General features: G+C 66.6%; 30 protein-coding genes, 1 tRNA gene and 1 pseudogene. 15 read left to right on the forward strand and 17 right to left on the reverse strand.

All coding sequences use genetic code 11. From position 1 onward, the window contains the following. The first annotated feature begins 11 nt into the window (after positions 1–11). The 3 genes from ispF to ABFX50_RS39680 all read left to right on the forward strand — a co-directional run bounded on the left by ispF (position 12) and on the right by ABFX50_RS39680 (position 1,292). Positions 12–500, forward strand: coding sequence for a 2-C-methyl-D-erythritol 2,4-cyclodiphosphate synthase (gene ispF, locus ABFX50_RS39670; RefSeq protein ID WP_183651167.1), 489 nt, complete (start codon positions 12–14; stop codon positions 498–500). Positions 501–659: 159 nt separating this feature from the next. Continuing rightward, a complete protein-coding gene (locus tag ABFX50_RS39675) occupies positions 660–929 on the forward strand; it encodes a GlsB/YeaQ/YmgE family stress response membrane protein (RefSeq protein ID WP_183651164.1) in 270 nt (89 codons plus the stop codon). Between the two features lie 93 nt (positions 930–1,022). Beyond that, positions 1,023–1,292: a GlsB/YeaQ/YmgE family stress response membrane protein gene (locus tag ABFX50_RS39680; protein ID WP_183651161.1), complete on the forward strand. Its 270-nt coding sequence runs from the start codon at positions 1,023–1,025 to the stop codon at positions 1,290–1,292. A gap of 529 nt (positions 1,293–1,821) precedes the next feature. Here ABFX50_RS39680 and ABFX50_RS39685 read toward each other — a convergent pair. Next, positions 1,822–3,579 carry a DUF2637 domain-containing protein gene (locus tag ABFX50_RS39685; protein ID WP_346154006.1) on the reverse strand — a complete coding sequence of 586 codons (1,758 nt, stop codon included), beginning with the start codon at positions 3,577–3,579 and terminating at the stop codon, positions 1,822–1,824. A 32-nt stretch (positions 3,580–3,611) separates the two neighbouring features. Here ABFX50_RS39685 and ABFX50_RS39690 point away from each other — a divergent pair, with 32 nt between their 5' ends. The 5 genes from ABFX50_RS39690 to ABFX50_RS39710 all read left to right on the forward strand — a co-directional run bounded on the left by ABFX50_RS39690 (position 3,612) and on the right by ABFX50_RS39710 (position 6,793). Further along, positions 3,612–3,989 carry a PPOX class F420-dependent oxidoreductase gene (locus tag ABFX50_RS39690; RefSeq protein WP_346154008.1) on the forward strand — a complete coding sequence of 126 codons (378 nt, stop codon included), beginning with the start codon at positions 3,612–3,614 and terminating at the stop codon, positions 3,987–3,989. A 43-nt stretch (positions 3,990–4,032) separates the two neighbouring features. Further along, a complete protein-coding gene (gene cysS, locus ABFX50_RS39695; protein ID WP_183651154.1) occupies positions 4,033–5,424 on the forward strand; it encodes a cysteine--tRNA ligase in 1,392 nt (463 codons plus the stop codon). A gap of 13 nt (positions 5,425–5,437) precedes the next feature. Continuing rightward, entirely contained in the window at positions 5,438–6,400 is a 963-nt protein-coding gene (rlmB, locus tag ABFX50_RS39700) for a 23S rRNA (guanosine(2251)-2'-O)-methyltransferase RlmB (protein WP_183651150.1), read from the forward strand. A 20-nt stretch (positions 6,401–6,420) separates the two neighbouring features. After that, a tRNA-Thr gene (locus ABFX50_RS39705) sits at positions 6,421–6,493 on the forward strand. Between the two features lie 102 nt (positions 6,494–6,595). Then, the gene (locus ABFX50_RS39710) at positions 6,596–6,793 is read left to right on the forward strand and encodes a DUF2283 domain-containing protein (RefSeq protein WP_346154011.1); all 198 of its coding nucleotides are present in this window, start codon (positions 6,596–6,598) and stop codon (positions 6,791–6,793) included. Positions 6,794–6,844: 51 nt separating this feature from the next. Here ABFX50_RS39710 and ABFX50_RS39715 read toward each other — a convergent pair whose 3' ends face one another. The 8 genes from ABFX50_RS39715 to ABFX50_RS39750 form a co-directional block, all read right to left on the reverse strand. Beyond that, complete coding sequence (locus ABFX50_RS39715; RefSeq protein WP_346154013.1) at positions 6,845–8,065, reverse strand: tyrosine-type recombinase/integrase; 1,221 nt, start codon at positions 8,063–8,065, stop codon at positions 6,845–6,847. Then, the gene (locus ABFX50_RS39720) at positions 8,062–8,247 is read right to left on the reverse strand and encodes a helix-turn-helix domain-containing protein (RefSeq protein ID WP_346154015.1); all 186 of its coding nucleotides are present in this window, start codon (positions 8,245–8,247) and stop codon (positions 8,062–8,064) included. Before ABFX50_RS39720 ends, ABFX50_RS39715 begins: the two co-directional genes overlap by 4 nt. After that, positions 8,244–9,608, reverse strand: a complete 1,365-nt coding sequence (locus ABFX50_RS39725) for a replication initiator (protein WP_346154017.1) — start codon at positions 9,606–9,608, stop codon at positions 8,244–8,246. Before ABFX50_RS39725 ends, ABFX50_RS39720 begins: the two co-directional genes overlap by 4 nt. A 203-nt stretch (positions 9,609–9,811) precedes the next feature. Further along, positions 9,812–9,973 (reverse strand): DUF3970 family protein, encoded by a 162-nt coding sequence (locus ABFX50_RS39730; RefSeq protein WP_346154018.1) that lies wholly within the window; start codon positions 9,971–9,973, stop codon positions 9,812–9,814. An 11-nt stretch (positions 9,974–9,984) separates the two neighbouring features. After that, positions 9,985–10,311 (reverse strand): ferredoxin reductase domain-containing protein, encoded by a 327-nt coding sequence (locus tag ABFX50_RS39735; protein ID WP_346154020.1) that lies wholly within the window; start codon positions 10,309–10,311, stop codon positions 9,985–9,987. 17 nt (positions 10,312–10,328) lie between these two features. Beyond that, positions 10,329–10,940, reverse strand: a complete 612-nt coding sequence (locus ABFX50_RS39740; protein WP_346154022.1) for a DUF2637 domain-containing protein — start codon at positions 10,938–10,940, stop codon at positions 10,329–10,331. 21 nt (positions 10,941–10,961) lie between these two features. After that, positions 10,962–12,281, reverse strand: a complete 1,320-nt coding sequence (locus ABFX50_RS39745) for an FtsK/SpoIIIE domain-containing protein (protein ID WP_346154024.1) — start codon at positions 12,279–12,281, stop codon at positions 10,962–10,964. After that, a complete protein-coding gene (locus ABFX50_RS39750; protein ID WP_346154026.1) occupies positions 12,274–12,603 on the reverse strand; it encodes an SCO3933 family regulatory protein in 330 nt (109 codons plus the stop codon). The genes ABFX50_RS39745 and ABFX50_RS39750 overlap by 8 nt, the downstream gene beginning before the upstream one ends. Before the next feature lie 99 nt (positions 12,604–12,702). On the opposite strand from ABFX50_RS39750, the gene ABFX50_RS39755 reads away from it, so the two are divergent. Continuing rightward, complete coding sequence (locus ABFX50_RS39755) at positions 12,703–13,053, forward strand: GntR family transcriptional regulator (protein ID WP_346154028.1); 351 nt, start codon at positions 12,703–12,705, stop codon at positions 13,051–13,053. On the opposite strand, the gene ABFX50_RS39760 is transcribed toward ABFX50_RS39755, so the two are convergent. Both ABFX50_RS39760 and ABFX50_RS39765 read right to left on the reverse strand, forming a co-directional pair. Beyond that, complete coding sequence (locus ABFX50_RS39760) at positions 13,028–13,174, reverse strand: hypothetical protein (RefSeq protein WP_346154030.1); 147 nt, start codon at positions 13,172–13,174, stop codon at positions 13,028–13,030. The two genes, ABFX50_RS39755 and ABFX50_RS39760, sit on opposite strands and share 26 nt — an antisense overlap. Beyond that, positions 13,171–13,368, reverse strand: coding sequence for a hypothetical protein (locus tag ABFX50_RS39765; protein ID WP_346154031.1), 198 nt, complete (start codon positions 13,366–13,368; stop codon positions 13,171–13,173). The genes ABFX50_RS39760 and ABFX50_RS39765 overlap by 4 nt, the downstream gene beginning before the upstream one ends. 147 nt (positions 13,369–13,515) lie before the next feature. On the opposite strand from ABFX50_RS39765, the gene ABFX50_RS39770 reads away from it, so the two are divergent. From ABFX50_RS39770 to ABFX50_RS39785, 4 genes are read left to right on the forward strand one after another with little or no spacing between them, the layout of a single operon-like run. Beyond that, complete coding sequence (locus ABFX50_RS39770) at positions 13,516–14,256, forward strand: helix-turn-helix domain-containing protein (protein WP_346154033.1); 741 nt, start codon at positions 13,516–13,518, stop codon at positions 14,254–14,256. 1 nt (position 14,257) lies between these two features. After that, positions 14,258–14,632: a hypothetical protein gene (locus tag ABFX50_RS39775; protein WP_346154035.1), complete on the forward strand. Its 375-nt coding sequence runs from the start codon at positions 14,258–14,260 to the stop codon at positions 14,630–14,632. Between the two features lie 2 nt (positions 14,633–14,634). Further along, on the forward strand, positions 14,635–15,111 hold the full coding sequence (locus tag ABFX50_RS39780) for an NUDIX hydrolase (protein ID WP_346154037.1): 477 nt from the start codon (positions 14,635–14,637) through the stop codon (positions 15,109–15,111). A gap of 1 nt (position 15,112) precedes the next feature. Further along, positions 15,113–15,730, forward strand: a complete 618-nt coding sequence (locus ABFX50_RS39785; RefSeq protein WP_346154039.1) for an SMI1/KNR4 family protein — start codon at positions 15,113–15,115, stop codon at positions 15,728–15,730. On the opposite strand, the gene ABFX50_RS39790 is transcribed toward ABFX50_RS39785, so the two are convergent. The 3 genes from ABFX50_RS39790 to ABFX50_RS39800 all read right to left on the reverse strand — a co-directional run bounded on the left by ABFX50_RS39790 (position 15,698) and on the right by ABFX50_RS39800 (position 17,136). Further along, on the reverse strand, positions 15,698–16,264 hold the full coding sequence (locus tag ABFX50_RS39790) for an HD domain-containing protein (RefSeq protein ID WP_346154041.1): 567 nt from the start codon (positions 16,262–16,264) through the stop codon (positions 15,698–15,700). The two genes, ABFX50_RS39785 and ABFX50_RS39790, sit on opposite strands and share 33 nt — an antisense overlap. Before the next feature lie 67 nt (positions 16,265–16,331). After that, a complete protein-coding gene (locus tag ABFX50_RS39795) occupies positions 16,332–16,808 on the reverse strand; it encodes a GntR family transcriptional regulator (RefSeq protein WP_346154043.1) in 477 nt (158 codons plus the stop codon). Next, complete coding sequence (locus ABFX50_RS39800) at positions 16,792–17,136, reverse strand: hypothetical protein (RefSeq protein WP_346154044.1); 345 nt, start codon at positions 17,134–17,136, stop codon at positions 16,792–16,794. Before ABFX50_RS39800 ends, ABFX50_RS39795 begins: the two co-directional genes overlap by 17 nt. Before the next feature lie 144 nt (positions 17,137–17,280). On the opposite strand from ABFX50_RS39800, the gene ABFX50_RS39805 reads away from it, so the two are divergent. Then, positions 17,281–18,057 (forward strand): XRE family transcriptional regulator, encoded by a 777-nt coding sequence (locus tag ABFX50_RS39805; protein ID WP_346154046.1) that lies wholly within the window; start codon positions 17,281–17,283, stop codon positions 18,055–18,057. Between the two features lie 224 nt (positions 18,058–18,281). Further along, the gene (locus ABFX50_RS39810) at positions 18,282–19,607 is read left to right on the forward strand and encodes a PIN-like domain-containing protein (protein ID WP_346154048.1); all 1,326 of its coding nucleotides are present in this window, start codon (positions 18,282–18,284) and stop codon (positions 19,605–19,607) included. Positions 19,608–20,095: 488 nt separating this feature from the next. Here ABFX50_RS39810 and ABFX50_RS39815 read toward each other — a convergent pair whose 3' ends face one another. The 3 genes and pseudogenes from ABFX50_RS39815 to ABFX50_RS39825 form a co-directional block, all read right to left on the reverse strand. Next, positions 20,096–22,774 (reverse strand): ATP-binding protein, encoded by a 2,679-nt coding sequence (locus ABFX50_RS39815; protein ID WP_346154050.1) that lies wholly within the window; start codon positions 22,772–22,774, stop codon positions 20,096–20,098. Next, the gene (locus ABFX50_RS39820; RefSeq protein WP_346154052.1) at positions 22,771–23,286 is read right to left on the reverse strand and encodes a hypothetical protein; all 516 of its coding nucleotides are present in this window, start codon (positions 23,284–23,286) and stop codon (positions 22,771–22,773) included. Before ABFX50_RS39820 ends, ABFX50_RS39815 begins: the two co-directional genes overlap by 4 nt. A gap of 430 nt (positions 23,287–23,716) precedes the next feature. After that, positions 23,717–23,962: pseudogene (locus ABFX50_RS39825) on the reverse strand (IS630 family transposase); the annotation flags it as partial.

Here is a 23,962-nt window from a genome sequence, read left to right on the forward strand (position 1 = left end):
ATCTGCCACGGGTGGGCGTCGGAGTCGACGTCCACCCGTTCGCGTCTGGCCGTGAGCTCCATCTGGCCGGCCTCCACTGGCCGGGCGAGACAGGGCTCGAGGGCCACTCCGACGGCGACGCCGCCGCTCATGCCGCCTGTGACGCGCTGCTGTCCGCAGCGGGCCTCGGCGACCTGGGCGGCCTGTTCGGCACGTCCGATCCACGCTGGGCAGGCGCCACCGGCGTCGCGCTGCTGGAGGAGAGCGCCCGTGTGGTGCGCGCCGCCGGCTTCGAGATCGGCAACGTGGCCATCCAGGTGGTCGGCAACAGACCCAAGCTGGCGCCCCGCCGTACCGAGGCGGAGAAAGCGCTGAGCGCCGCCGTGGGCGCGTCCGTGAGCGTCAGCGCCACCACCACCGACGGCCTCGGCCTGACCGGGCGGGGCGAGGGCATCGCGGCGTTCGCGACCGCGCTCGTCGTCGCCAGGACAACCGATACGGGCTCTGGCGCGTCTTTCTAGCGAGGGGTAATCCCGGCGGGTGATGTCTAGCCCGCCATGCCACCGAGGGCGACGGTCCGTCACTGGCGCGGTACGGACCGTCGCCTTTGGCGTGCGTAAACTGCGCCAATGCCGGGTATGTCCCGTTCTGACATGTCATCGTCACGGGGGGAGACTGACATGATCGGTGCGATCATTTCCGCGATCGTCTTCGGCATCATCATCGGCGCGATCGCGAGGCTCATCGTGCCCGGCAAGCAGGACATGTCGATCGCCATGACCTGGGTGGTGGGCGTCGTAGGCGCGCTGCTCGGCACCTTCGTGGCCTACCTGCTCGGCGTGAGCGAGACGCGGGGCATCAACTGGATCCAGCACGGCCTGCAGATCCTCTTCGCGGTCATAGGAGTGTTCATCCTCGCGCGGGCCCAGATGAGCAGGGGTACACGCTGACCTGCGTCTTCGGCATGGACGCGATAATCACGGTGTAGAGGGGTAATCGACTCCCGTGAGAAGTGAAGAGCTCACTCTCACGGGGAGGTTCTCATGACAATCGCATCCATCCTCGGCGCCATCGTCATCGGTGCCGTCATCGGCGCGATCGGTCGTCTTCTGCTTCCCGGCAGGCAGGCCATCGGCTGGATCCTGACCATCGTGGTCGGCATCGTGGCGGCACTGATCGGCACCGCTCTCGCCCAGGTCCTGGGCGTACAGACGACCCCTGGCATCGACTGGATCGAACTGGTGATGCAGGTCGTCCTGGCCGTTGTCGGCGTCGGCATCGTGGCGGGCCTCCGTCGCGGCACGAGCGTTTAGGCGGCAGGAGGCTCCTCTCAGCCTCGCCGAACCTCGGGGAGTGAGGCGTTCGCGCGCTGAGACGGAGGCTGCCGCCGTCCCGTAGTACGGGTCTGTCTCCCGTTCCCTCTTCAGCAGCATCCCTCAGGGAGACCGACCTCTAGGCCATCAGATCGCCGGTGCGCTCAGCGCACCGGCGATCGTGGCTTGCGGGCGGTGTGCAGGGGGCGGGGGAGCGGCTCGTACGGCAGTCGCCCACCGCGGCCCCTCTCCGCCGCCCACCGCGCCCCTTCCTGCCGCCCACTGCGGCCCCCTCTCGGCCGCCCGCTGCGGCCGCTCTCGGCCGCTCGCCTGGCGCGGCCGACTCTCCCGCTTAGGGCCGTCCGACTCGCTCTCCAGAGCCGCTTTGGTCGCCTGGGCTCGTAAGAGTCTCCCGGTGTGAACCACTTCCCGCGTCGGTTCGCCCTCCTCGAAAGGTCGCGGGCTTGGGGGTCACTCCTTGGGAGGGCGCGGCTCGAGGAGCACTCCTCCGCTGGTGCGGGCTCGAGGGTTACTCCTCGGGTGGGCGTGGGGTGCTGCGCAGGCGTCCTGAGGGGGCGTCGGCGTACGGCGCGTCGTGCTCGCCGGTGGAGTCCCCGGGGGACGGAGCGGAGGGGTCCGCGGCACGGTCCTGTGCCGGAGGCTCACCGGGGTCCTGCGGCGCTGTGGCATCTCCGGTGGGATGCGGGCCGGCTTGGGCGGGGCCGTGCGTGGGCTCGGTCTCGTCGGCCGCCTCGGGGCCGTGGCCGGGGTCGGGGCCGTCGGCCGCGGCGAACGTCTTCTGGGGGTTCGGGGTGTGGTCGGTGATGACGCGGACGGGCTGGGTGTCGGCGTCGCGGTTGGCGTCGGGGCGGGGGTGGACGAGCACGTCGGCGGGCGGGGTCCTGCGCAGATCCCCCCAGCGAACGGGCCGCCGCCGCTCGGGCGCGGGCTCGGGCTCGGGCTCAGGCATGGGTGCGGGCTCAGGAACGGGCGCGGCTTCGTGGGCGGGCTCGACTTCGGCGACTCGGGGGGCTGCCGATGGCTCCTGGGTTTCCGGGTGCGCGGCCGCCGAGGGGATGTGGTGCGGCGCCGTGTCGTCCTGCGAGAGCGGGTGCTGCGGCGCGGTGTCGTCCTCCGGGGCCTCCCAGGTCACCGGCGCGCTCTCCTCCAGCCGCATCTCCTCCCTGCGAGCCTTCTCCTGCAGTCGAGCCTCCTCCAGGGCGACCTCCCGCAGGCGAGCCTCCTCAGCTTCGGCCCGGAGAGCCTCTGCCCGGAGAGCTTCCGCGCGGATCTCCTCCGCGCGAGCCTCCGCCTGAGCCTTGTCCCTGCGAGCGTCCTCCGCGCGGGCCTCCTCGGCGGCGCGAGCCGCCTCTACGGCGTCATCCGCTCGGACGGGCTCGTCCGCGGCGGCGTCCTCTGGGTAGGCGTCCGCTGATCGGGTCTCCGTCGGGTAGGCGTCCGTCGGGTGGGCCTCCGTCGGGTGGCCTGCCGTCGGGTTGGTCTCGGCCGTGCCGGGAGCGCCTGCGGGCGCCTGGCCCGAGGGGTCGGGGTCCGGGCGTGGCTCCAGATCCAGGGGGTCGGGGTCCAGGCGTGGCTCGGGTACGGCGCGCCGTTCCGCCTCGACCCTCCTGTGCGACTCGGCCTCCCATCGGGCGACACGCTCCGACACCGGGATGGAGGGCTCGGGGACCGAGGGGAGCTGCGACACCGGCGGCGTCTCCGGAGCGGGGGTGGGCCCGATCACCGGGGTCGGCTCGGGCTCCTGCTCGGCCGAGCCGGTCAGGGGAGGCGCCTCACGATGTCCGCGGAAGGGCAGGATGTCGGGCTCCGCCGTACCGCCTGGCTCGTCGGGGGTCGCGCGGCGCGTCTGCACGTGTTTGATCAGCACCAGCCACAGCCACAGCGCCACCGCCAGCAGCACCCACGGCGCGACCGCCACACCCACCGCCACCGGCTGGGCGGGCAGGCGGCCGAGACCGCCGACCGCGGCGAGCACGTTGACGGTGGCGGCGGCCACGATGAGCAGGACCAGCACGACGGCCGCCTGGGCGCGCACGAGCAGTCGTCCCGAGCGCAGCAGCAGCACGCTGATCAGCGCGACCACCAGCAGGGCGTCGAAGCCCGCGGGGTAGAGATAGGCGAGGTCGGCGCGGGCCGTACCGAGAACGGCGAGGGCGCGCAGGTCGTCGAAGGAGAGGACGCAGGCGGCGGCGGTCAGGCCCGCGACGGCGAGCCCGGCGAGCGCGATGCCGATGCGGCGCAGAGCGGAGGGGGGAGTCACATCCATGGCGGGTTCGAGCCTACAGAACAATGGTGTTCATGAACGAGGACGTACGTAAGCTGTTCGACGCCGCCAACTACGCCACAGTGACGAGCATCAACCCCGACGGCGGACCGCAGTCGAGCGTGGTGTGGGTGCGGACGGACGGGGACGACGTCCTGTTCTCCACGGTGAAGGGACGGCGCAAGCCGCGTAATTTCGCGCGCGACCCCAGGGCCAGCATCCTCGTCATCGATCCCGCCAACCCGTTCAGGTACGCCGAGGTGCGGGGCCGCGTGGTCATGGAGGACGACCCCACCGGCGAGCTGATCCAGGAGCTCTCGCACAAGTACACGGGCAAGCCGTGGGAGGACACGCCCGGCAACGAGCGCCTGATCGTGCGCATCCGTGCCGAGAAGGTGACTCTCAGGGGCTGATTCTTCGGCCTGTGAGGCGGGGTGAGGCGTTAGCCTTGCGTTCGTGAGCCTGCACCTATACGACACCAGCACGCGCGCCATCCGTGAATTCGTTCCGGTCGAAGCCGGCCGGGCGTCGATTTACCTGTGTGGGGCCACCGTGCAGGCGCCTCCGCACATCGGGCACATCCGCTCCGGTGTGAACTTCGACGTGCTCAGGCGCTGGATGACGCGTTCCGGCTACGACGTGACGTTCTGCCGGAACGTGACCGACATCGACGACAAGATCATTCGGGTGGCCGCGGCCGAGGGCGTGCCGTGGTTCGTCGTCGCCGAGCGCAACCAGCGCGCCTTCGCCTGGGCCTACGACACGCTGGGCTGCCTGCCGCCGACCGTCGAGCCGCGAGCGACCGGGCACGTGCCCGAGATGGTCACGCTCATGCAGCGCCTCATCGAGCGCGGCCACGCCTACGCCTCGGGCGGCGACGTCTACTTCAACGTCCAGTCCTACGCCTCCGAGTACGGCAAGCTGTCCAACCAGAAGCTCGAGAACATGCGCGCCGCCGGCGACACCGACGACGAGTCGTGCAAGCGCGACCCGCGCGACTTCGCGCTGTGGAAGGGCGAGAAGCCCGGCGAGCCGATCTGGCCCACGCCGTGGGGGCCTGGCCGTCCCGGCTGGCACCTGGAGTGCTCGGCCATGGCCACCAAGTACCTCGGCTCCACCTTCGACATCCACGGCGGCGGGATCGACCTGATCTTCCCGCACCACGAGAACGAGATCGCGCAGTCGCAGGCCGCCGGTGACGGGTTCGCCCGCTACTGGATGCACAACGGCATGCTCAAGATCGGCGCCGAGAAGATGAGCAAGTCGCTCGGCAACTCGCTGCTGATCCCCGACCTGCTGGAGCGGGTCAGGCCGGTGGAGCTGCGCTACTACCTGGCGGCACCGCACTACCGCTCCTCGATCGACTACTCCGAGGAGGCGCTGCTCGAGGCGGCCGCCGCCTACCAGCGCATCGAGGGATTCGTCACACGGGCGGCCGAGGTCATCCACGACGTCGACGCCGACGCGCCCCTGCCCCAGGCCTTCGTCGACGCCCTCGACGACGACCTGGGCACGCCCCAGGCCCTCGCGGTCATCCACGAGGTGGTGCGCGAGGGCAACGTGGCGCTGGCGCGCGGCGACAAGGAGGCCGTGGCCAGGCTGCTGGCCGAAACCCAGACCATGCTCGACGTCCTGGGCCTCGACCCGCGTTCGCCGCAGTGGCGCACGGGCGACTCCGGCCTTCGTCCCGTGGTCGACGCGCTCGTCAAGGTCGCGCTCGACCAGCGCGCCCTGGCCAGGGCGCGCAAGGACTTCGCGGCCGCCGACGCGATCAGGGACGGGCTCACCGCGGCGGGCGTCACGGTCGAGGACACTCCGCATGGGGCGCGATGGGAGTTGTCCCGCTAGTACCCTTGGTTGCATGGCAGCAGGTGGAAGAGCGTCGGGCAGACCCTCCAAGAAGAAGGGACCGGCCAAGGGCACAGGTGGCAACGTACGCCGGTCCCTGGAAGGCAAGGGCGCGACTCCGCCTGCGCACATGAGGCACTGGTACAAGGACAAGGCGCGCGGTGAGCGCATCGCCCGCGAGGATCGGGGCGGAGCCTCCTCCAAGGCTCCGGTACGGCAGAAGCGCTCCGAGGACGCGCCCGAGTACATCGGCGGGCGCAACCCGGTCCTCGAGGCGCTTGTGGCGGGCGTCCCGGCCAACGCGCTCTACGTCGCCCAGCGCATCGACAACGACGACCGCGTCCGCGAGGCCATCAAGGTCGCCGCGGACAACGGTGTCGCGCTGCTCGAGGTCAGCCGCGACAAGCTCGACCGGCTCACCGAGGGCGCCGTCCACCAGGGCGTCGCCCTGCAGATCCCGGCCTACTCCTACGCGCACCCCTCCGAGCTCCTCGAGATCGCGCACGACGCCGCCGAGGTCCCGCTGATCGTCGCGCTCGACGGCGTCACCGACCCGCGCAACCTGGGCGCCATCGCCCGCTCGGCCACGGCCTTCGGCGCGCACGGGATGCTCATCCCCTCGCGCAGGGCGGCCGGCGTCACCGGCGGCGCCTGGAAGACCTCGGCGGGCGCCCTCGCCAACCTCCGCGTAGCCCGCGCGTCCAACCTGACGGCCGCGCTGCGCGAGTACCGCGAGGCCGGCCTGTTCGTGGTGGGCCTGGACGGCGCGGGCCGCGTCGACATCGACGAGGTGGAGCTCCTGCAGGAGCCTCTGGTCGTGGTGGTCGGGTCCGAGGGGAAGGGGTTGTCGCGGTTGGTGAGCGAGCAGTGCGACGTGGTGGCCCGCATCCCGATGCATGCGGCGGCGGAGTCGCTCAATGCGGGGGTGGCGGCTGGGGTGACGTTGTACGAGGTCGCTCGTCATCGGCGGCGGTAGCGTCTAGACTGTTGGGCCGTGCCGACGTAGCTCAATCGGCAGAGCATCTGTCTTGTAAACAGAAGGTTTGGGGTTCGATTCCCCACGTCGGCTCTGTTGCGAGAAGCCCCTGAACAGGGATGACCTGTTCAGGGGCTTCTCATTTGTCAGGACAATCTTGAGATCTTGCTAACAGTCTTGCTAACAGGAGACTTCGTGACCCTCGAAGAGCATCCCGGCACGTGGACCTACGACCCCGAGGCGGAGGCCGCGTACATCTATCTGCGGGGCCCGATCGCGCCCGGTGGTGTGGCGCGGACGGTCACGGTGGACAGCCCGATGGCCAACCTCGGCCTGGACGAGAGCGGCCGAGTGATCGGCATCGAGATCCTCGCCGCCTGGCCAGAAGAATAGGAAAAGAGGGCCCTCCCGAGCTTGGAGAGCCCTCGTACCTGGCATGAATCTTCAGGCGGCGTTCTTGACGGCGTCCGCGAACACGTCGGCGGCCGTCGCCGCTTGCTCATGGATGACGTGTGCATAGACCCGGAGGGTGATGGCTGGGTCGGCGTGCCCCAGGCGGGCCGCGACGACATGGACGGGAACTCCCGCCAGGAGCAGCGTCGTCGCGTGGATGTGGCGAAGGTCGTGGAGGCGCGCATGGGGGAGACCTGGAGTCTTCTTGTTGTGGGCCTCGATGAGCTTCGGCATGAGTGAGCTGAGCGTGTCAGGAAACACCGGCTCTCCCCAGCCGGTCGTGAACACGTAGGTGTCCTTCCCCTTCCAGTTCTCGCCGAGCTTGAGCTTGTCGGCGTCCTGGCGGGCGCGATGGGCCTTGAGAACCCTGACTGTGCCGGCGTCGAGCGAGACCATGCGGGAGCGTCCGCTCTTGGTGGTGCCTTCCACACGCTGACGGTCGATCACAGCTGCGGAGCCTCTGATGTGGATCTGAGGCGTGTCCAGGTCGACATCCCGCCAGCGCAGGTTGAGCAGTTCACCGCGCCGCGCACCGGTATAGGCGGCCAGGCGGAAGAAGGCGAACAGGCGGTGGTCGGAGGCCGTCTCGAGGAACGCCCGCAGCTGAGCGGCGGTCCAGATCATGCCGGGTTCGGTGGCGTGCACGCGAGGCAGCTTCGCGCGCTCGGCGGGATTGTTGGGGATGAGCTCGTCGACGAGCACCGCGTCGGTCAGCGCCTTACGCAGGACAATGTGGGCGTGCTTGACGGTGTTCGCCGCAAGAGGCCCGCCTGTTCTGCCGCCACTTGTTAGGAGGTCGCGGTAGAGCTTCGTGATCGCTGACGGGCGGAGTGCTTGCAGCCGGACTTTGCCGATCCTCGGGACGATGTAGAGACGGATCATGTCGCGGTATCCCTTGAGGGTGTGCGGTTTGATCTCGACGGCGTGGCCCTCGATCCAATCGGCGAGGTATTCGGCGACAGTGGTCGCGTTCCGGTCGATGTACTCACCGCGCCGCGCTTTGACGCGGGCCTCGTCGCGGGCGGCCTTGGCCTCGTCCTCGGTGGGGAAGCCGCTCACCCAGCGAGGGCGACTCTCGCCAGTTTCGGGGTCTCGGACCCGGATCACGTACGACCAGGTGCTTCCGCGCTTCACCACGCCGTCGCGCAGCTTGGGTGTCTTCTTACGCTTGCGGGGTTGTTCGTCCGGGGTTCCTGCGAGGGTCTTGGTCATGCTGCGTCCTCCTTCGTGGTCAGGCGGGTGATGTAGTCGGTCAGAGCGGTGACGGGGATGCGGCGGGAGCCGTCGATACGCAGCGAGGCGACAGCGCCGGTGGTGAGCAGTTCGTAGAGCTTGCTGCGTGAGATGGCGAGGGCTTCCGCGGCCTCTGGGACGGTGAGGAGGAGCCTGGTCATGGGCGGTCCCTGGTCCCGGTGAGAGCAGCGGCGAGGAGCTGGTCTCCGGCTGAGTGGCCCTTGCCTGCGTAGGTCCATTCGCTGATCACGAGGACGGTGTCCTCGTCGAAGAGCGGGAGGCGTCCGGTGGTGATTTCGTGGTCGCGGGCGTGGTCTTCGCGGGCGGCGCGGAGTGCGCCGAGGGTGGTGGAGTAGCGGCGGGATCGGGTGGAGAAGTGGCCGCGGAAGCCGAGCATGTGCGCCCACTGGGTGAGCCGGAGGTCGGCTAGGTCCTCGATCGCGCCGAGGCGTAGGCATTCGGCGATCAGGCGTTTGGCGTGGTCGCGGAGGTTGAAGGCGTCGAGGTTGTCGAGCGGGTTGATGCGGCGGTCGAGGGTACCGACACACTCAGCGGCCTTGGTGGCGTACTTGGCGATGTAGCCGGCGACTGCTTGCTCGGTGAGGTCGCCGTCCAGGGTGATGGGGCGGATGTCGAGCTGGGCGCCCCACTTGAACAGGTGGGCGGGCTGATCGTCGATGGCGGGGATCAGGGCGCTGACCACGGTTGCGGCGTGCCGTACGGCTCGCTTCACGGCGTCGGCGGTGGCCCACGCCGGTGGTGGTGCGCCGGGTCCGCCGGGGCCGTCGAGGCGGATGACAGCGTGGAAGTGGACGACGCCGCGGCGCTGGTATTCGGCGACCTTGGCGAAGGAGACCGTCAGGTGGTCGCGGAGGTCTTTGAGGGCCAAGCCGCCGAGCTTGGCGAGGTGGCGGCGGAGGGAGTCGGCGAAGCGCTTCCACAGCAGCGGCGCCAGGGCGTTGAACAGGACTGAGCCGGTGTAGTCGTAGCAGTCGGGACAGAGCGGTTCGCCGAGACGGGGATCGTCCTTGTGGTGCTTGTCCGTGCAGGACATGACGTTGCCGTGCGGGCAGGTCTTGGCGTCGCGGCGAGGGTGGCAGGGCAGGGTCTTGCCGTTCTTCTCCCTGCGGAGGTGGACTACGCCAAATGAAGGGGCGGTCAGGGTGACGAAGAGCGTGGGGTGGGCGGTGACGGTGTCAGGGACGCCTTTGCCGCCGATGAGGCCCGCCCGGATGAGGTGGTAGGTGTCGGCGCGGTAGACCTCGGCGCAAGCTGGGCAGCGGGAGGCGCGGCGGGTCTTGCACGGCAGGCGCAGGACGCCGTCCGGCTCGTTGCGCGTGGTGTAGCGGTGGAGCAGGGCGCCGGTGGCGGCGTCGTAGTGTTCGACCTTGCCGCGTAGGTGGATGGGCTGTCGGCATCCTGCGGTGGCGCGGATCTGGGCGGCCCAGCGGTCGAAGTCGGGGGCGTTGAGCCGGGTGATCAGGCCCGTGATGGCGTGCGGATGTGTGGTGTTTGCGGGCAAGATGGAGTCCTCCCTTCGCTCGTTCGGGTGAGGGGATGGCCCCCGACCTGGCGTGTGTCTTGGCGGATGTGCGGCCAGGCCGGGGGCGCTGCGCTATGCGCCGTGGTTGTCGATGCCGGTGCCGTCGCAGTCGCGACAGGTCTCGCGGTCGAGGTCGAGTCCGGTCCCGTTGCACGTGCAGCAGGCGAGGCGGGTCATGGTGGTCACTTCCTTTCGCGGGGTGTGGTGTTGACGTAGACCCGCCAGTGGTGCGGATGTGCGCGGTCGGGGTAAGCGCGGGAGACGCCGGCCACGGTGAAGTTCAGGCGGAGGCGGAATAGGGCGTCGACGATTTCGGCGCGGGTGCCGTCGAGGCGGATTCGCATGGTCGGTGCTCCTATTCAGGCTGGACACAGCCGTGGTAGCTGTCGTGAGCGGCGTAGCGGGCGCGGGCGGCGGACAGGATGGCCACGGCGCGGTACTCGACGGGGCCGAAGTGGAGCGACGTCCTGTAATGGCCGTGCGGGCCCTCGTCGACGTGGACCGTCGAGCCGAGTTGGGCGGCGATCTGGTCGATCTCGGCGCAGAGGTCGACGTCGCTGGGTTGGCGCGGGAAGTAGTGGATGGTGGTGTTCCTCGGCACGGGGAGGCCGGGGTTGGCCTCCAAGAAGGTGGCTAGGTCTCGCAGGCCGGTGATGAGGGCGGTCCGGTTGTCGTCGGTCATGGGTCTTCTCTTTTCGGTCAGGCGGTGCGGAGGGTGTGGAGCAGGTCTGAGGCGAGTTGGTTGGAGACGCCGAGATGGGTGCGGAGGGCGTCGCGGGTGATGGGCTTGCCGTGCTTGGCGTGGTGTTCGTCGGCGACGCGGCGGGCGTAGTCGAGCAGGGCCGGGGCAGGGGCGTTCTCTCGCTCGTCCTGTTGTTCGTCCTTGGCGTCCAGGACGGGGACAGCTGCCGGGGACGGCGCGGGACGAGGCTCGCTCGCGCGGCGCTCCAGCATCGAGATAGCGACGAGGAAGGCGCCCGCAGGGGTGGCGGCGGTGATCCAGCCCCAAACCGTTGGCTCGGCTTGGGCGAGGTTGGCCGCCAGGGACAGGACGATGCCGCCCGCCAGGACGAGGACGGGCCAGGAGACTGGGCCGCGCCGCATCCGGTCGGTCTTCTTGTCGCGTTGGCGTTCGCGGGCGGCCATGACGCAGGTGAGGTCGATGCAGACCGCTACCGCCCAGGACATCCAGCCGGTTTGGCCGTGGTCGGCGGCGGTGTCGCGGATGTGGGTGAACGATCCGGCACCCGCGATGGTGGCCAGGACGAGGACCGGGCCGGTGTCGACCAGCCAGCAGGCGAAGCGTCGCATCGTCGCATCCCCTTTCGTGGTTCAGGCGTTGACGGGCTCGGACAGGTGGGCGGTGATCTCGTCCCAGGACGGGGCGAGGTGGGCGTGGGTGCGGGCGGCGTGTTCGGCGGACTGCTCGCTGACGTAGAAGGAGCGGGCGCGGTACCACTGGCCGTCGGAGGAGGCCACGATGGCGACGCCGGGTGTCTCGGCGGCGATGGTGCGGGCCGAGGCCAGCGCGGCGGGGTCGAGGTCGCCGAGGGTCATGGTGGCGGTCTCGGGGTCGTTGACCCGGTGGCAGATGCGTCCGGAGCACTGGGCGCGTAGCGCGGTGACTCCGGGGCCGAGGTCGGACCCGATCCGCTGGCCGCAGCAGAACAGGTAGATCCCGAACGCCCGCCCGAGTTGGGCCACTCGCAGGAGGGCCGTCGAGGTCTTGGCGATCTCGTCTTTCTCGCTCTTGTCGGCCATCAGGTAGAGCTCTGCCAACTCGTCGACCAGGACCACGACCGGCACCGGTCGGATGGCCGGTGGGAGTTGCCAGATGTTGCGGGCGGCGGCCTGACGGCACAGCCCCATCCGATCGATCATGAGGCCGACCAGGTCGCTCAGCAGGTCGACGGACTCGGCGCGGGACGTTGCCAGCGCTGACAGCCGAGCAGCGTAGGGAGTGAATTCGACGCCGCCCTTGAGGTCGAAGCCGACCAGCGCCACCGGTTGCGGGGCCAGGCCGACGATGAGGGCGTTGGCGAGGTTGGACTTGCCGGACTGGGTCGCGCCCGTGTTGAGCCAGTGTGGGACGGTGCGGAAGTCGACCACCCACGGCTTGCCGGTCTCCAGCCGTCCCACGGTGACCTTGAGCAGGTCGGGCGAGGGCGGGAGTTGGTCGACCTTGACGAGTGGGTCCCGCATGGTGGCGGCCAGCCGTACCCGGCCTGGCTTGTCGGAGGAGACGCGCACCGCGTGCACGCCCCAGGAGTGCGCCAGCCGTTCGGCAGCCTCGGCGTAGTCGCCGGGGATCTGGCCCTCCAGGGTCCACAGGGTGACGCGCCAGCCGTACCGCGTGGGCAACGGGAGCCACATGAACGGCTTGGTGTCGACGGCGACCCGCTGGAAGCGGCGACGCACTTTGACCAGGCCGGTCGAGGCGACAGCACCGGGGGTGAGGGTGAACCACCAGCGTTGCCGCTTCTTGGTCAGCCCGCAGCCGAGGGCGACGCGCCGCCAGGACGCGCGGACGCTGATCGCCGTGAGCGGGAAGCCGAGAGCCAGCCAGAACGACTGGTAGTGGTAATGACGCCAAGCCCACAGCCCGACCACCACGGTGGCCAGGACCGTGAGCAGGGCGAGCGGCTCAGACATCGGCGTCCTCCCGCGCGGGGAGCAGGGCCGAGGCTCGGTAGGCGATACCCCACCGTCCGGCGATCTCCCAGACGTAGCCGAGCAGGCCGACCGCGTTGACCTGGTCGCCGGTCTTGATGGGCGGCTCTCCGGTGATGCCGATCTTCACGAGTTCGATGCGGCCGAACTCGTCCTCGATCGAGACGGTCACTTCGTAGACGGTGTTGCCGTTCTTGTCGGTCTTGATCTCGCCGGTGTCGCGGTTGAGGACTCGTGGGCGCGGGGCCTTCACGCAGGTGATGGCGAGCTTGCTGACATCCACAGGGATGGGGATCGAGCGCATAGGGTCTGACCTCCTTATTCTTCCTAGCCAACATAGTTAACCTAGTGGTCCCAGTTGTCAATGTTGGCGTGGGTGACTTGGTGTGGTGAGATTGGAGCGATGGTCAAGCACACCGGACGGCCCGGCTACCTCCAGATCGCTGACGATCTGCGCTCGCAGATCTGCGGCGGCTCCCTCGCGCCCGGCAGTCCGTTGCCCTCCACGGCCCAACTTGCCGCGCAGTACGATGCGTCGCTGTCAGTGGTGAAGATGGCCGTCGGCATCCTGCGCAACGAGGGCCTGGTGATCGGCCAGCAGGGCAAGGGCGTCTTCGTCCGCGATGTCGACGAGGCCCCCGTTGAAGACCTCGCCGGCGAGGTCGCCGAGCTGCGCTCAGCCGTCCAAGAGCTGTCGGTACGGCTGGCGCGGGTCGAGGAGCAACTGACTACGTCCACTGAACGCCCCTCGTAGCCATCCGGGCGCGGACGCTCGCGCTCATCGCCCTGTCGTCGAGGTGGATGCGTACCACGACCGCCACGAAGCCGACCAGTACAGCGAGGCCGAGCAGTCCAGCGACGATGAGCGCGATCATGACCAGATCACCCCAGCCTTGAAGCTCTTGCGCTGACCACGCGGAGGCCGGCGGGTCTCGCCGCGCCGCTTGTTCTTGGCCGTCTGCTTCTTGAGCCAGCGGTCACGGGCCAGGCACTTGAGGCAGCGGGTCCGGGTCTCGTCCAGCTGCGCGCCGCACTCGCACGTGGGGGTGGGGTAGATCTCGTCTGTCATGTGATCACCTCTCCTTTCGGTCGCCGTTCTTGCTTGCAGACCGAGAATGCGACGGAGGGTGAGGACGAGATCACTACACGACGGGACATGTTCAAGACGTCCGGCTTACGATGTCGGAGTCCCTGGACGTCCCCCCGAAGAGGTGAGATGGCCAACGAGAGGTTGCGCGCGGCCCTGTTGCAGCGCGGTGTGACCGTCATCGAGCTCGCGACGGCGATCGAAGTGGATCCCAAGACGGTCGAGCGATGGATCACGCAGGGGCGTCCGCCGTACAGAAGACACCGTTTTGCAGCGGCTTCGTACCTCGGGGCGGACGAGAGTTATCTGTGGCCGCAGGCGTTGACGCGCGATCAGGTGGCCTCAGCGTCAGAGAGTGAGATCATCACGGTCCATCCGCACCGGTGGGCCGTACCCAGGGATGTCTGGGGACGTCTGTTCGCCGAGGCGTCCGAGGAGATCGGGATTCTCGTCTACAGCGGCACGTTCATTCACGACGATCACGGGTTGATGCGGGTGCTGGCCGACAAGGCGCGCGCCGATGTCCGGGTTCGGATTCTGCTTGGTGACCCGGATTGTCCGAATGTGGTCCAGCGCGGCCGGGATGAGGGCGTGGGGGATAGCCAGATTGAGCGTTGCCGAAACGCCATTCATTGGTACAGCAGCAAGCTCTCCCCCTCGGGGGCTGAGATCCGGCTGCATCAGACGGTGCTGTACAACTCGATCTACCGTGCTGACGATCAGCTTCTGGTCAACACCCACGCATACGGCCAGCCCGCCGGCGACGCCCCCGTCCTGCATCTGCGACGGGTGCCCGGGGGCGACATGGTCAGCACCTACGAGCGGAGCTTTGAGAAGACGTGGGATGAAGCAACGCCGCTAGGCTCGTGACATGCGCAAACGGGGCAAGAAGCCGAAGAAGAGCAAGGCTGAGTGGTACGCCGTGCGGTGCCTGTTCCACTGGAAGGAGCCGCACGACAGCTACGAGGAGCGCATCACCATCTGGCGGGCCACCTCCCTGGCCGAGGCCATCGAGCTGGCCGAGCAGGAGGCCGCCGAATACGGCGAAGCAGGACCCTGCGACTACCTGAACCTCGCGCAGGCCTACCACCTGGGAGACGAGGCGATCCAGTCCGGCGCGGAGGTCTTCTCCCTCCTGCGTGACAGCGACCTCGAACCAAAGGCCTACCTGGACACGTTCTTCGACACCGGCACCGAGCGCCAGGCCGACGGAGCCGAGGACGCATCCCGCCTCAGGGGGAACTGACGATGTTTCGCCGGATCGACTTCTACGACGATCCCGACGCTCCCACGCCGAACAGTCTCGTCCCGTCCGTGAACGTCGTGGTGACCAACGCCAATGGGGATCTCCTCATGATCCGGCGCAGCGACAACGACAACTGGGCCGTCCCCGGCGGCGCGATCGACCTGGGCGAGTCGATCCCGGCGGCCGCCGTACGCGAGACGCTGGAGGAGACCGGCATCACGTGCGAGATCACCGGCCTCGTGGGGACCTACAGCGACCCCCGACATGTGGTTCTCTACACCTCCAACGGCGAGGCACGGCAGGAGTTCTCCATCGTGCTGATCGGGCGTGCGGTTGCCGGATCGCCGACGCCGAGCGACGAGTCCCGCGAGGTCCGATGGGTCCCCCGTGGGGAAGTCGCCGGTTTGCAGATGGATCGATCGATGCGGATGCGGATCGCGCATTACCTAGCCGGACGCGCGGAGCCGTACATCGGCTGAAATGTCGGGACTGATCGTTAAGGTCTCCACCATGAACCGGAACGGCGGCCCTCGCTACCCCTGGGCTGAATACCTCCAAGTCGTAGCGCTCCGCGAGCAGTCTCTTCGTACGCCGCCGGTGCCACTCGGGGCCACCGATGAGGAAATCGCGCACCATGAGGAGCGACTCGGGCGGCGTTTGCCGCCGAGCTATCGGCAGTTCCTTGAGGTGGCCAACGGGTGGCGTGGCACTGTTGTCCTCCCGCCGCTGCTGCACCTGTGCCAGCTTGGGTGGACTCGGGATGTCGATCCGGCGCTGGGCGAGAGTTGGGGACCAGCGCGCGAGAGCCGCCCGACCGTCCCGGATGAGGAGTACTTCGTTTACGGCCCGGAGCAGGATTGTATTCACCTGCGGTGTGAATACATCCCCGATACCCTCCGCATCGCCCAGTACATCGAGGGCCAGACCCTCATGCTCAACCCTCACGTGATCACGCCCGACGGCGAGTGGGAGGTATGGGATTTCGCCATCTGGTATCCCGGCGCTCACCGTTACCGGTCGTTCTGGGAGTACATGACGCGCATACTCGGCAAACCGCGTCCCGAGCTAAAGGTTCCCTCCCTGCCTGACCGCGGATAGGCCCTTCTCGACCGCTTGGACAGCGGCCAGGATGCACGGTGTTGATGCGGTGATCGAGCGGGACACGAGATGCTCGGGGCCATATCGGGAGTGAATCTCAGCCAGGCGTTCGGTGACGTCGAGATGGGTGCCGTCAGGGCCGGTGGTCATGTCACAGTAGGTCAGCGCCTCCACCAGCTCTGGGCGTTCCTCGTCGAACTCAGCGGTGAGCGCGTCGAACAGATCCCGGTTGAGCGCCTCGTTGACCGCGCATGAGTGATGCGCCACCAGGCGGCACAGGGTGTCGTCCGCCTTAGCGACATCGCGCAGGTACCGCGCGCCGTCGAGGGGATGGAACCCGGTGTCGACCAGATCCGGGGCGTAACCGATGTCATGCAGGTACGCGGCGGCGGTCAGCGTGTCGGCTTCATCGCCGAGGATCGGGGCCAGCGACATGGCGCGGGCGGCTACCCCTTGGGTGTGCGCCCAGCGTCGCGGCAGCGTCGTCTCTAGCAGGTGTTGGGCCAGGTCACAGGCCCACTCAGCTTGTCCCACGCTGTTCACGATAGTCAGCGGGCACCGGGGGCGGACTAGAGGCACAAGTGAGACGTCCTGGGACGTCTCACTCACACACGTAGCGGCCCTTGCCGTGCTCGGCGACGACCAGGCCCTCGTTCTCCAGTACGGCGAGCGCTTGCCGGACGGTGTTGCGCGAAGCCTGGTAGCGGCTTCTGAGGGCGAGTTCGCTTGGTAGCGCGGTCCCTGGGGGTAGGTGGCCGTGCTGGATCTGGCGGCGCAGGTCGTCAGCGATTACCTGGTAGCGGTAGGGGGCGGCGAGGTCTGCGCCGGCGACCACTCGCCCCTTGGCCGGGACGGCCACGATCAGCCCTTCACCCTCCAGGAGGGCCAGGCCGCGGCGGGCGGTGTTCCTGGCGACGCCGAATTCCTCGCACAACTCGGCTTCCGAGGGAAGCGCGGTGCCCGGCGGGTAGGTGCCGGCCGCGATCCTTTCGCGGAGCCGGTCGGCGAGTTGGGTGTAGACCCGCCAGCCGGTGAGCCATTGGCGTTCCTCGGGCACGGTGTCAGGAGCGGTAGGCATCGGTGATCTTGCTTAGGTCCATGCTGAGTTCCCCTTGCTCGCCCTCGTGCCAGCCGTCCCGCGCGGCCTGTTCGATCCGATCGACGGCGGCGGGCAGACGCAGGAAGGTGACGCGCTCATCTTGCTGGTCGCCCCAGTAGAACCAGCAGAACGGCAGGTGGACGAAGACGCGGCGGGGACGGCATCGGGAGTCGGTGACGTCCAGGCCGGGGCGCCCATCGGCGGTGACGACCAGGACGGCGGGGATGTCCCGGGCGGTCAGCTCTTCGCGCAGGGCGGTCAGCAGGCGTTGTTGGTAGGCGCGCCGGTGCTCCAGGGTGCTGTTCATGGCGGGGGCGGTCCCTTCGAGGTCACGGTTGGTGAATCGAGAGTCGCCGTTAGCAAGGAACCTCTACACCACGACTCCGGGACGTCTAGGGACGTCTCGTGTTACGTTCGCGGTCAGGACCGGTCTCCCCCGGAGGTGCGCCGCATGAACGACAACCTTCGCCAGGCCCTCATCAATGCCCGCCTCCAGCCCGCTGATGTGGCCGCACGCCTGGCGGTTGATCCCAAGACCGTCAACCGCTGGCTCAAGGGACGCCTCCCCTACCCACGACATCGATGGGCCGTCGCTGATCTCCTCCATGTCGACGAGACAGACCTGTGGCCCGAGACCGCCCAGCAGCAGCGCTTGATCTCGGATGAGGTGCAGGCCATCTACCCGCATCGTTGGGCAGTACCGCAGAGCGTATGGCGGCGCCTGTTCGAGGAGGCGGACCGGGAGATCGACATCCTGGCCTACAGCGGGCTCTTCCTCATGGAAGACGCCGGGATCCTCAACCTCATTGCCGAGCGCGCTCGCGCGGGTGTCAGAGTCCGGGTGCTGCTCGGCGATCCGGACTGCCCCGAGGTGGCCACGCGAGGCCAAGACGAAACCATCGGGGCCGACGTGATGGCGGCGAGGATCAGGAATTCGCTCGCCCTCTGCTCATCTCTAGACAGAGTCGACCAGGCTGAGATCAGACTCCACCGTACGACCCTCTACAACTCGATCTACCGCGCCGACGATCACCTACTCGTCAACATCCACGCCTATGGCACCCCAGCCGCACGCGCCCCCGTGGTCGACCTCAGAGCCGTCGAGAGCGAAGGAGTCGCGGACGTCTACCTGAGCAGCTTCGAACGCGCCTGGAACAGCGCGAAGCCGTATCAAGCTAGACCCTGGCGACGTCTACGGAGACGACGAAAGCAACTTCTCTGTACGTGATCAAGGCGGCCCGCCTGCGGCGGCCCGCGGCGCGTCCGGGCGCCAGCTGGCCGCGCTGCGGCTCTCCGGCCGGTCGCGGCCAGCGCGCCCACGCGCGACGGATACGGGCAGAGCGGCTACGTCGCAGATCGCGGCGCGGCCAGATCAGAAATCCTCAGGTCAGGCTCGGTCGGTCTGTGCCGAAACCCGTGCAATGTCGTGAACTCATAGCTATTATCCACTAAGTGGACAGTGTGAAATCGGGAGACGAGTCGGCTGGAAATGGCGACTCGACCGCCAGTGGCCTGCGGGACGTATTTCCAGGCTATTTCCTGCCAAGCGACGAAGAGCTTAGGGAATTCATATCGGATGGGCTGGTGGCATTCGATACCAACGCGTTGTTCGACATCTATAGATTTAATCTTCAGGCGCGCTCGGAATTTGTCGCGGCGCTCAGGCTTCTCGATGGGAGGCTTTGGATACCGAACCGTGTGGGACTCGAGGTCCTGGAACGTAGACTCGAAGTAATCAAAGAATGTGCCGAAGCGAATCCGTCTTTCGATGGTGAGATTCGAAAGCTATTCGATGCAGTCTCGCAGCAGATTCGATCCTTCGGAAATCGGAGAGGCTTAACGAACCAGCAGATGTCTTCGCTGCAAGCAGTGGCAGATCGTGCTTATCTTGAGATTTCATCACAAGCTAGTGGATTCTTTGATTTTGACCTTACTGTGGATGGGTCCATTAGGGGCGATAAGATTCTCGCGGAACTTGAAGAAATCCTGAAGGGTAAAATTGGCGGGCCCCTCAAGGATCTGAAACTAGAAGAAGCAGAAGGGGCTCGGCGAGTTGCCGAGAAGATCCCGCCGGGATACGCCGACCACAAGAAGGATCCAGAGAGGGCGATAGGGGACTACCTTGTGTGGCGTCAGCTCTTAGCTGAAGCCGCTAGTAGGGCGAAGCCCGTAATGCTTGTTACGAACGATCAGAAGCCGGACTGGGTGCGGGAGGTTCTAGGAAAGAAGATTGGACCCCGACCCGAGTTGGTTGCTGAAATGTTGAATGTAGCGGGCGCCCCTTTTCATCTAGCGACCGTAAAGTCATTCCTGCTGCTAGCGCAGAAGTATCTAGGCGCAGAAGTAAGTCCTACTACAGTGACGCAGGCGCAGCAGTTTAGCGCTTCGGCGCTTGGTAGTAACCGAGGGCAATCATATGTTTTGGCCATGCGTTCCGCCTTTGCTGCAGTGGGCTGGCCAGTCTTTGAAACGAATGTAGATGGCTTCATAGATCTGATAGTAGACACGCGACTTGGTAGAGCAGATCTGGTCGTAAAGGTATACCGTGAAGCGCCGCTACCGTCAGCTATCGTAACAGAATTAATAGATTACGCGGAGAGGGCGCAACATAGTGCGGTCGTCCTGGTTTCCCATACAAGGTTGACTAATAGTGCCCATGAGAAGCTCTTGCGTAGAGGGACCGTTGGATTCGTTAAATGGAGCCCCGACGACGGTGGCGAGATTCTCTGTAGCAAATTGATCGACGAGCTTCGCCGTATTGGAGTGAATGGGGACTGAGCGGCAAATGGCTGCAATATTTCTAGGGGCCAGACCTTGCTGGCGTTGCGCTCGGATGGGCTTGCCATCGGATGACTCAGATGCTGTCCACTGCGCCCGAGTCCTGCTGTCTTCGTGGTCCCCTCGGCGCAACGCCGTTCGCTCTGCCGTTGGAGGTGCCGAGAAGCGTGGGACAACCATGGAATGAGCTTCAGGTGTCAAGGTTGCTGTCCCTAAAGATCAAAAAGCTCCGAACGCTGATTGCGTTGGGGCGTTTTGGCTGTTCAGAGCTGGTGGTCCAAGGCAGGGGCGAGCTGGCGTTTGTCAGTGGCTCGCGGATGGAAAGTGCTCACACCCCCGGCTACCTTGCTTGAGGTCCTTCGAGATCCTGATCAAGAGAGGCTCGTCGCCAACGTCTCAGCTGCAACATCGAAGTATTGGGTGCAGGACAAGGATGGCCTGCACGATCGCGGTCTGCGACAACACGAGTCAGCATCTCAGGTGCCGATCTACGCACGTCGAGCGCATTCCAGATTGGCTCGAGCGATCTCGTAATAATAGCCATTGCCGAGCACCTCGAAGATGTCGACAGCACTCTGGCTAGCGTCGACGGCCGCCTCAAATCGGCATACTTCGATCAGCACGACCCCGAGATTGGTCAGCGCCCTAGCTTCGCTATAGCGGTCGCCGAGCTCACGATAAATGGTGACAACGGTCTCAAAGGTGGTGATAGCCTCCTCGAACCGACCCACTATGCGTAGGGCACCGCCAAGGCTGTCCAATGTCTCGCCTTCGCTCCGCTGATCTTCGAGCTCGGCAAATATAGCGGCGGCCTCCCGATAGACGTCAATGGCCTCGTCAAATCTTTGAGCCTGTTGGAAATCCTTTCCGAGATTGCCCAGCGCTATGCCTCGACTGTGGCTATCTCCGAGCTTGGCGAATATAGCGGCGGCCTCCCGATGGACGGCAACAGCCTCCTCTAATCTGGACAGTCCTTGAAGGGCGCTTCCGAGGTTGCCCAGCGCTCCCGCTCGTCTGTGACTTTCGCCAAGCTCGACAAATATGTCAATAGCCTCCCGATGGACGGAAACGGCCTCCTCGAACTGGAGCATCTCGGCCAATGTTGACCCGAGGTTGGTCAATGCGGTGCCCTCGCTGTGGCGGTCGCCAAGCGTGACGAAGATTGTGGCCGCCTCTCGATGGGCGGCAACAGCCTCCTCAAATCGACTCATCATGCGTAGAGCTAGGCCTAGGTTGTCTTGCACTCCACCTTCACTGTGGCGATCGCCGAACTCGCGGTAGATGCTGATCGCATCCAGATAAACAGCAATGGCCTCCTCGAACCGGCGCACTTCGGCTAGAGCGTTCCCGAGATTCTGTAACGCCGTACCCTCGCCGTAGCGATCGCCAAGCTCCCGGTAGATGGTGGACGCGTCCCGGTAGGCGACAATCGCATCCTCGAACCGGCGTGCCAGGGTCAGGGTGAGCCCGAGGTTGTTTCGTGCTCCGCCTTCACGGTGCCGATCGTCAAGCTCGTCGAAAATCGTGGCTGCGCCCTGATGGGCTACGAGGGCATCGTCGAATCGGCGTACCTCGGACAAGGCGAGCCCGAGATTATTCAGCGCTACGCCTTCGCGGTGGTAGTCCCCGAGCTGAGTTGCGGAAGCATAGGCGATCGTGGTGGTGATCAAGAGATCATCCAGAGCACGTCGCCACGTCAGGAATGCGCAGAGGCACGGGGCTAGGGTTGCAGCGAGATCGTGCGCTCCAACCGAGTAAGCAAGATTGGCAGTTGCCAGAAGGTTGTGGCGTTCAGCGTCAAACCAGGCGAGAGCATCAGCGTGGCCGCTGAAATGCTCCGGAACAGGTTGGCCTGGTAAGGCGCGCAGGTGTCTATCAGCGGCATACGCGGTTTCCAGATAGTAGGTGAAGAGGCGGCCAAGGGCTAGATCGTGCTCGGTGTCCGAGCTCGCCATGGTGTTTTGCTCGTGGGCATAGAGGCGGAGCAGGTCGTGCATCCCCCATCGATCGAGAGCTGGGGTGGTAACCAGGTGCCCACGGGCCAGACCAGTCAACAACCGTCTGGTGTGCGACTTGGAGGCGTTGGCTAAGGCTGCAGCGGCAGGCAGGCCGATTTCGGGACCGGGGTTGAGGGCCAGGATCTGGAATAGACGGGCCTGCTCAGGATGGACGGTGGCCAGATGCTGGTAGGACAGTTCGAAGGCAGCCGCCACCGCGATCGGGCGGCCGTGCTCATCCTGGTCGCCGCTGTCCAAAGCGTGCAGCCGGTGCTGGCTGTCTTCCAGATCCGCAGCGACATCGGCGAGAGGTCGGTCGGGTTCGGTGCGTGCTAAGGCGGCGGTGATCTGCAAGGCCAAGGGCAGATACCCGCACAGCTCAGCGATCAGGCGCGCCTGCTCGGGCTCGGCAGCCACCCGCATGTCAACGTCATCAGGACTAAGGGCAGTACACAGCAGGTCAAGTGCTTCGTTAGCGGAGAGGACGTCCAGATCGATATGGCGGGCGGGGAGAGTGAGGGTATGGCGCGAGGTGACCAGGAGTCGATGACACGCATCGCCAGAGAGCAAGGGCTGAACTTGACCTGTTACGGCGGCGTTGTCGGCCACGATCAGCACCGGCCGCTCTTGGCGGGCCAGCTCAGCTAGCACCGACCGATACAGCGCCAAAACCTCCTCGCCGGTCCGCGGCAGATCCGCATCGCGCACACCGAAAGCGCGCACCAACTGACCAGCGGCCACGGCTGCGGTGACCTGCCCGCTTGGGGCAGGACTGTAGCCACGTAGATCCACGAAAAACACCCCGCCCGAGAACCACCCCGCATTCATCGCGCGGTGAGCAGCCACGAGCGCAAGGGCCGTCTTGCCGACCCCGGCCATCCCCGCCGCCACCATCACCCCCGGGCCACCCGGGCTCGCCGATGCACTGTCCCGTTCTCGGTGCTGCGTGGGTGCCGAAGCCGGGCGCAGGAAGGCGGTCAACGTCGCCAATGCGTCAGCGCGTCCGACGAACCCTGCCGACGGCGCAGGCAACCCCGCAAGCGCGCGGGGGGCAGGATCCCGCAGCTGCTGAACAACATCACGCGCCATGGTCACCGGACCGATGAACAACCCGCTCTGAATCTCATTGCGGGTGCCGCCGTCGACCTGATCGTCGGAGGATGCGGTCACCGAAGCTTCTCCGAGAGGTCGTCGGCGGGAGCGTCCCCTCCTGTTGCAGGTGCCGGCGAGGCCGCACGAGGAGAAACGGGTGGGTGGGTGATGTCGCGCCCCATCGTGACCGGCGCGTGAAAAGTTCCGCCTCGGATGGTGTTGGTGACGTCGCCAGCCCCGGTGATCGAGGGCCGGGCGTTGCCACCGGTCTGGAACACGCTGCGATCCTCGGTGCTGGCGATCACTCGCTCTCGGCTCGCAGGGACCCTTTGCCCACTCGACGAAGGACCCGGTACCACCATCTCGCCCCCCGCTCGATCAGGGGGTGCTGCTGCGTCCTCGCTGCGGCCCCGCACCAACCCATAGATCGAGACGCCCAAGCCAGCCAGGCCGATGAACATCCCGATCACGCTGGCCAACTGATCCGCTTCGTCGAGATCCATGGTGAATAGCAACACACCGAGGCCTCCGGCGACCGCGGCTGCGGCAACCAGGCCAACCCACATCCACAAAGTAGCGCGCTGGCTCATGCCACCATGATGAACCGAGCTGGCACTCCGCAGCACTGGATGTGTAGGAACCGCAACGAACTCTTCATGGCAAGCCCGCACTTCATCAGGTTCACAAATGCACTTCGCCCAGCTCTAGCCACTTTTTACCCAGCTCAAGGAGATAGGCGAACGGTTCAAGTCCCCTCTGTGACACAGACTCGCGCCGACACCCTCACAAGGTAGTCGAAGGGGCCTGTCGCCACTCTCCCTCCATAGGCGGGTGTCTTTGCTGCCGCGCGGCTTCCGCTCCTCGGGCCTGGCGGCCCTGCGGTGCGGGTCCGCTTGCCATCGGACACGATGGCTGATCATGACGTCGTGCTAACACGGTTGCTAACAACGGCCCCGCACGGACGTGGACATGTGTGGACTGGCTAGTGCGGTGACCACGAACGTTCACCGGCTTGAGTGATCAGGCTGCTCGGGCGAGCGGTCGACCCCAGCGTCGCTGTTTCTCGCTGCGGACCCGGGCACGTTCGCGGCGTTGGGCGGCCAGCACGTCGGGATGACGGGCGTTGGCGTTGCGCCAGCGTAGGTAGGCCTGGAGTCGACGGGTCTGCACGGTGTGGTTGGGATGGTGAGAGTTGCTGATCACGAACGTGCGCAGAGGCCCGAACTGCGCTTCGATCGGGTTGGCCCAGGAGGCGTAGGTCGGCGT

This window comes from Nonomuraea recticatena, assembly GCF_039533245.1.
Classification (GTDB): Bacteria; Actinomycetota; Actinomycetes; order Streptosporangiales; family Streptosporangiaceae; genus Nonomuraea; species Nonomuraea roseola.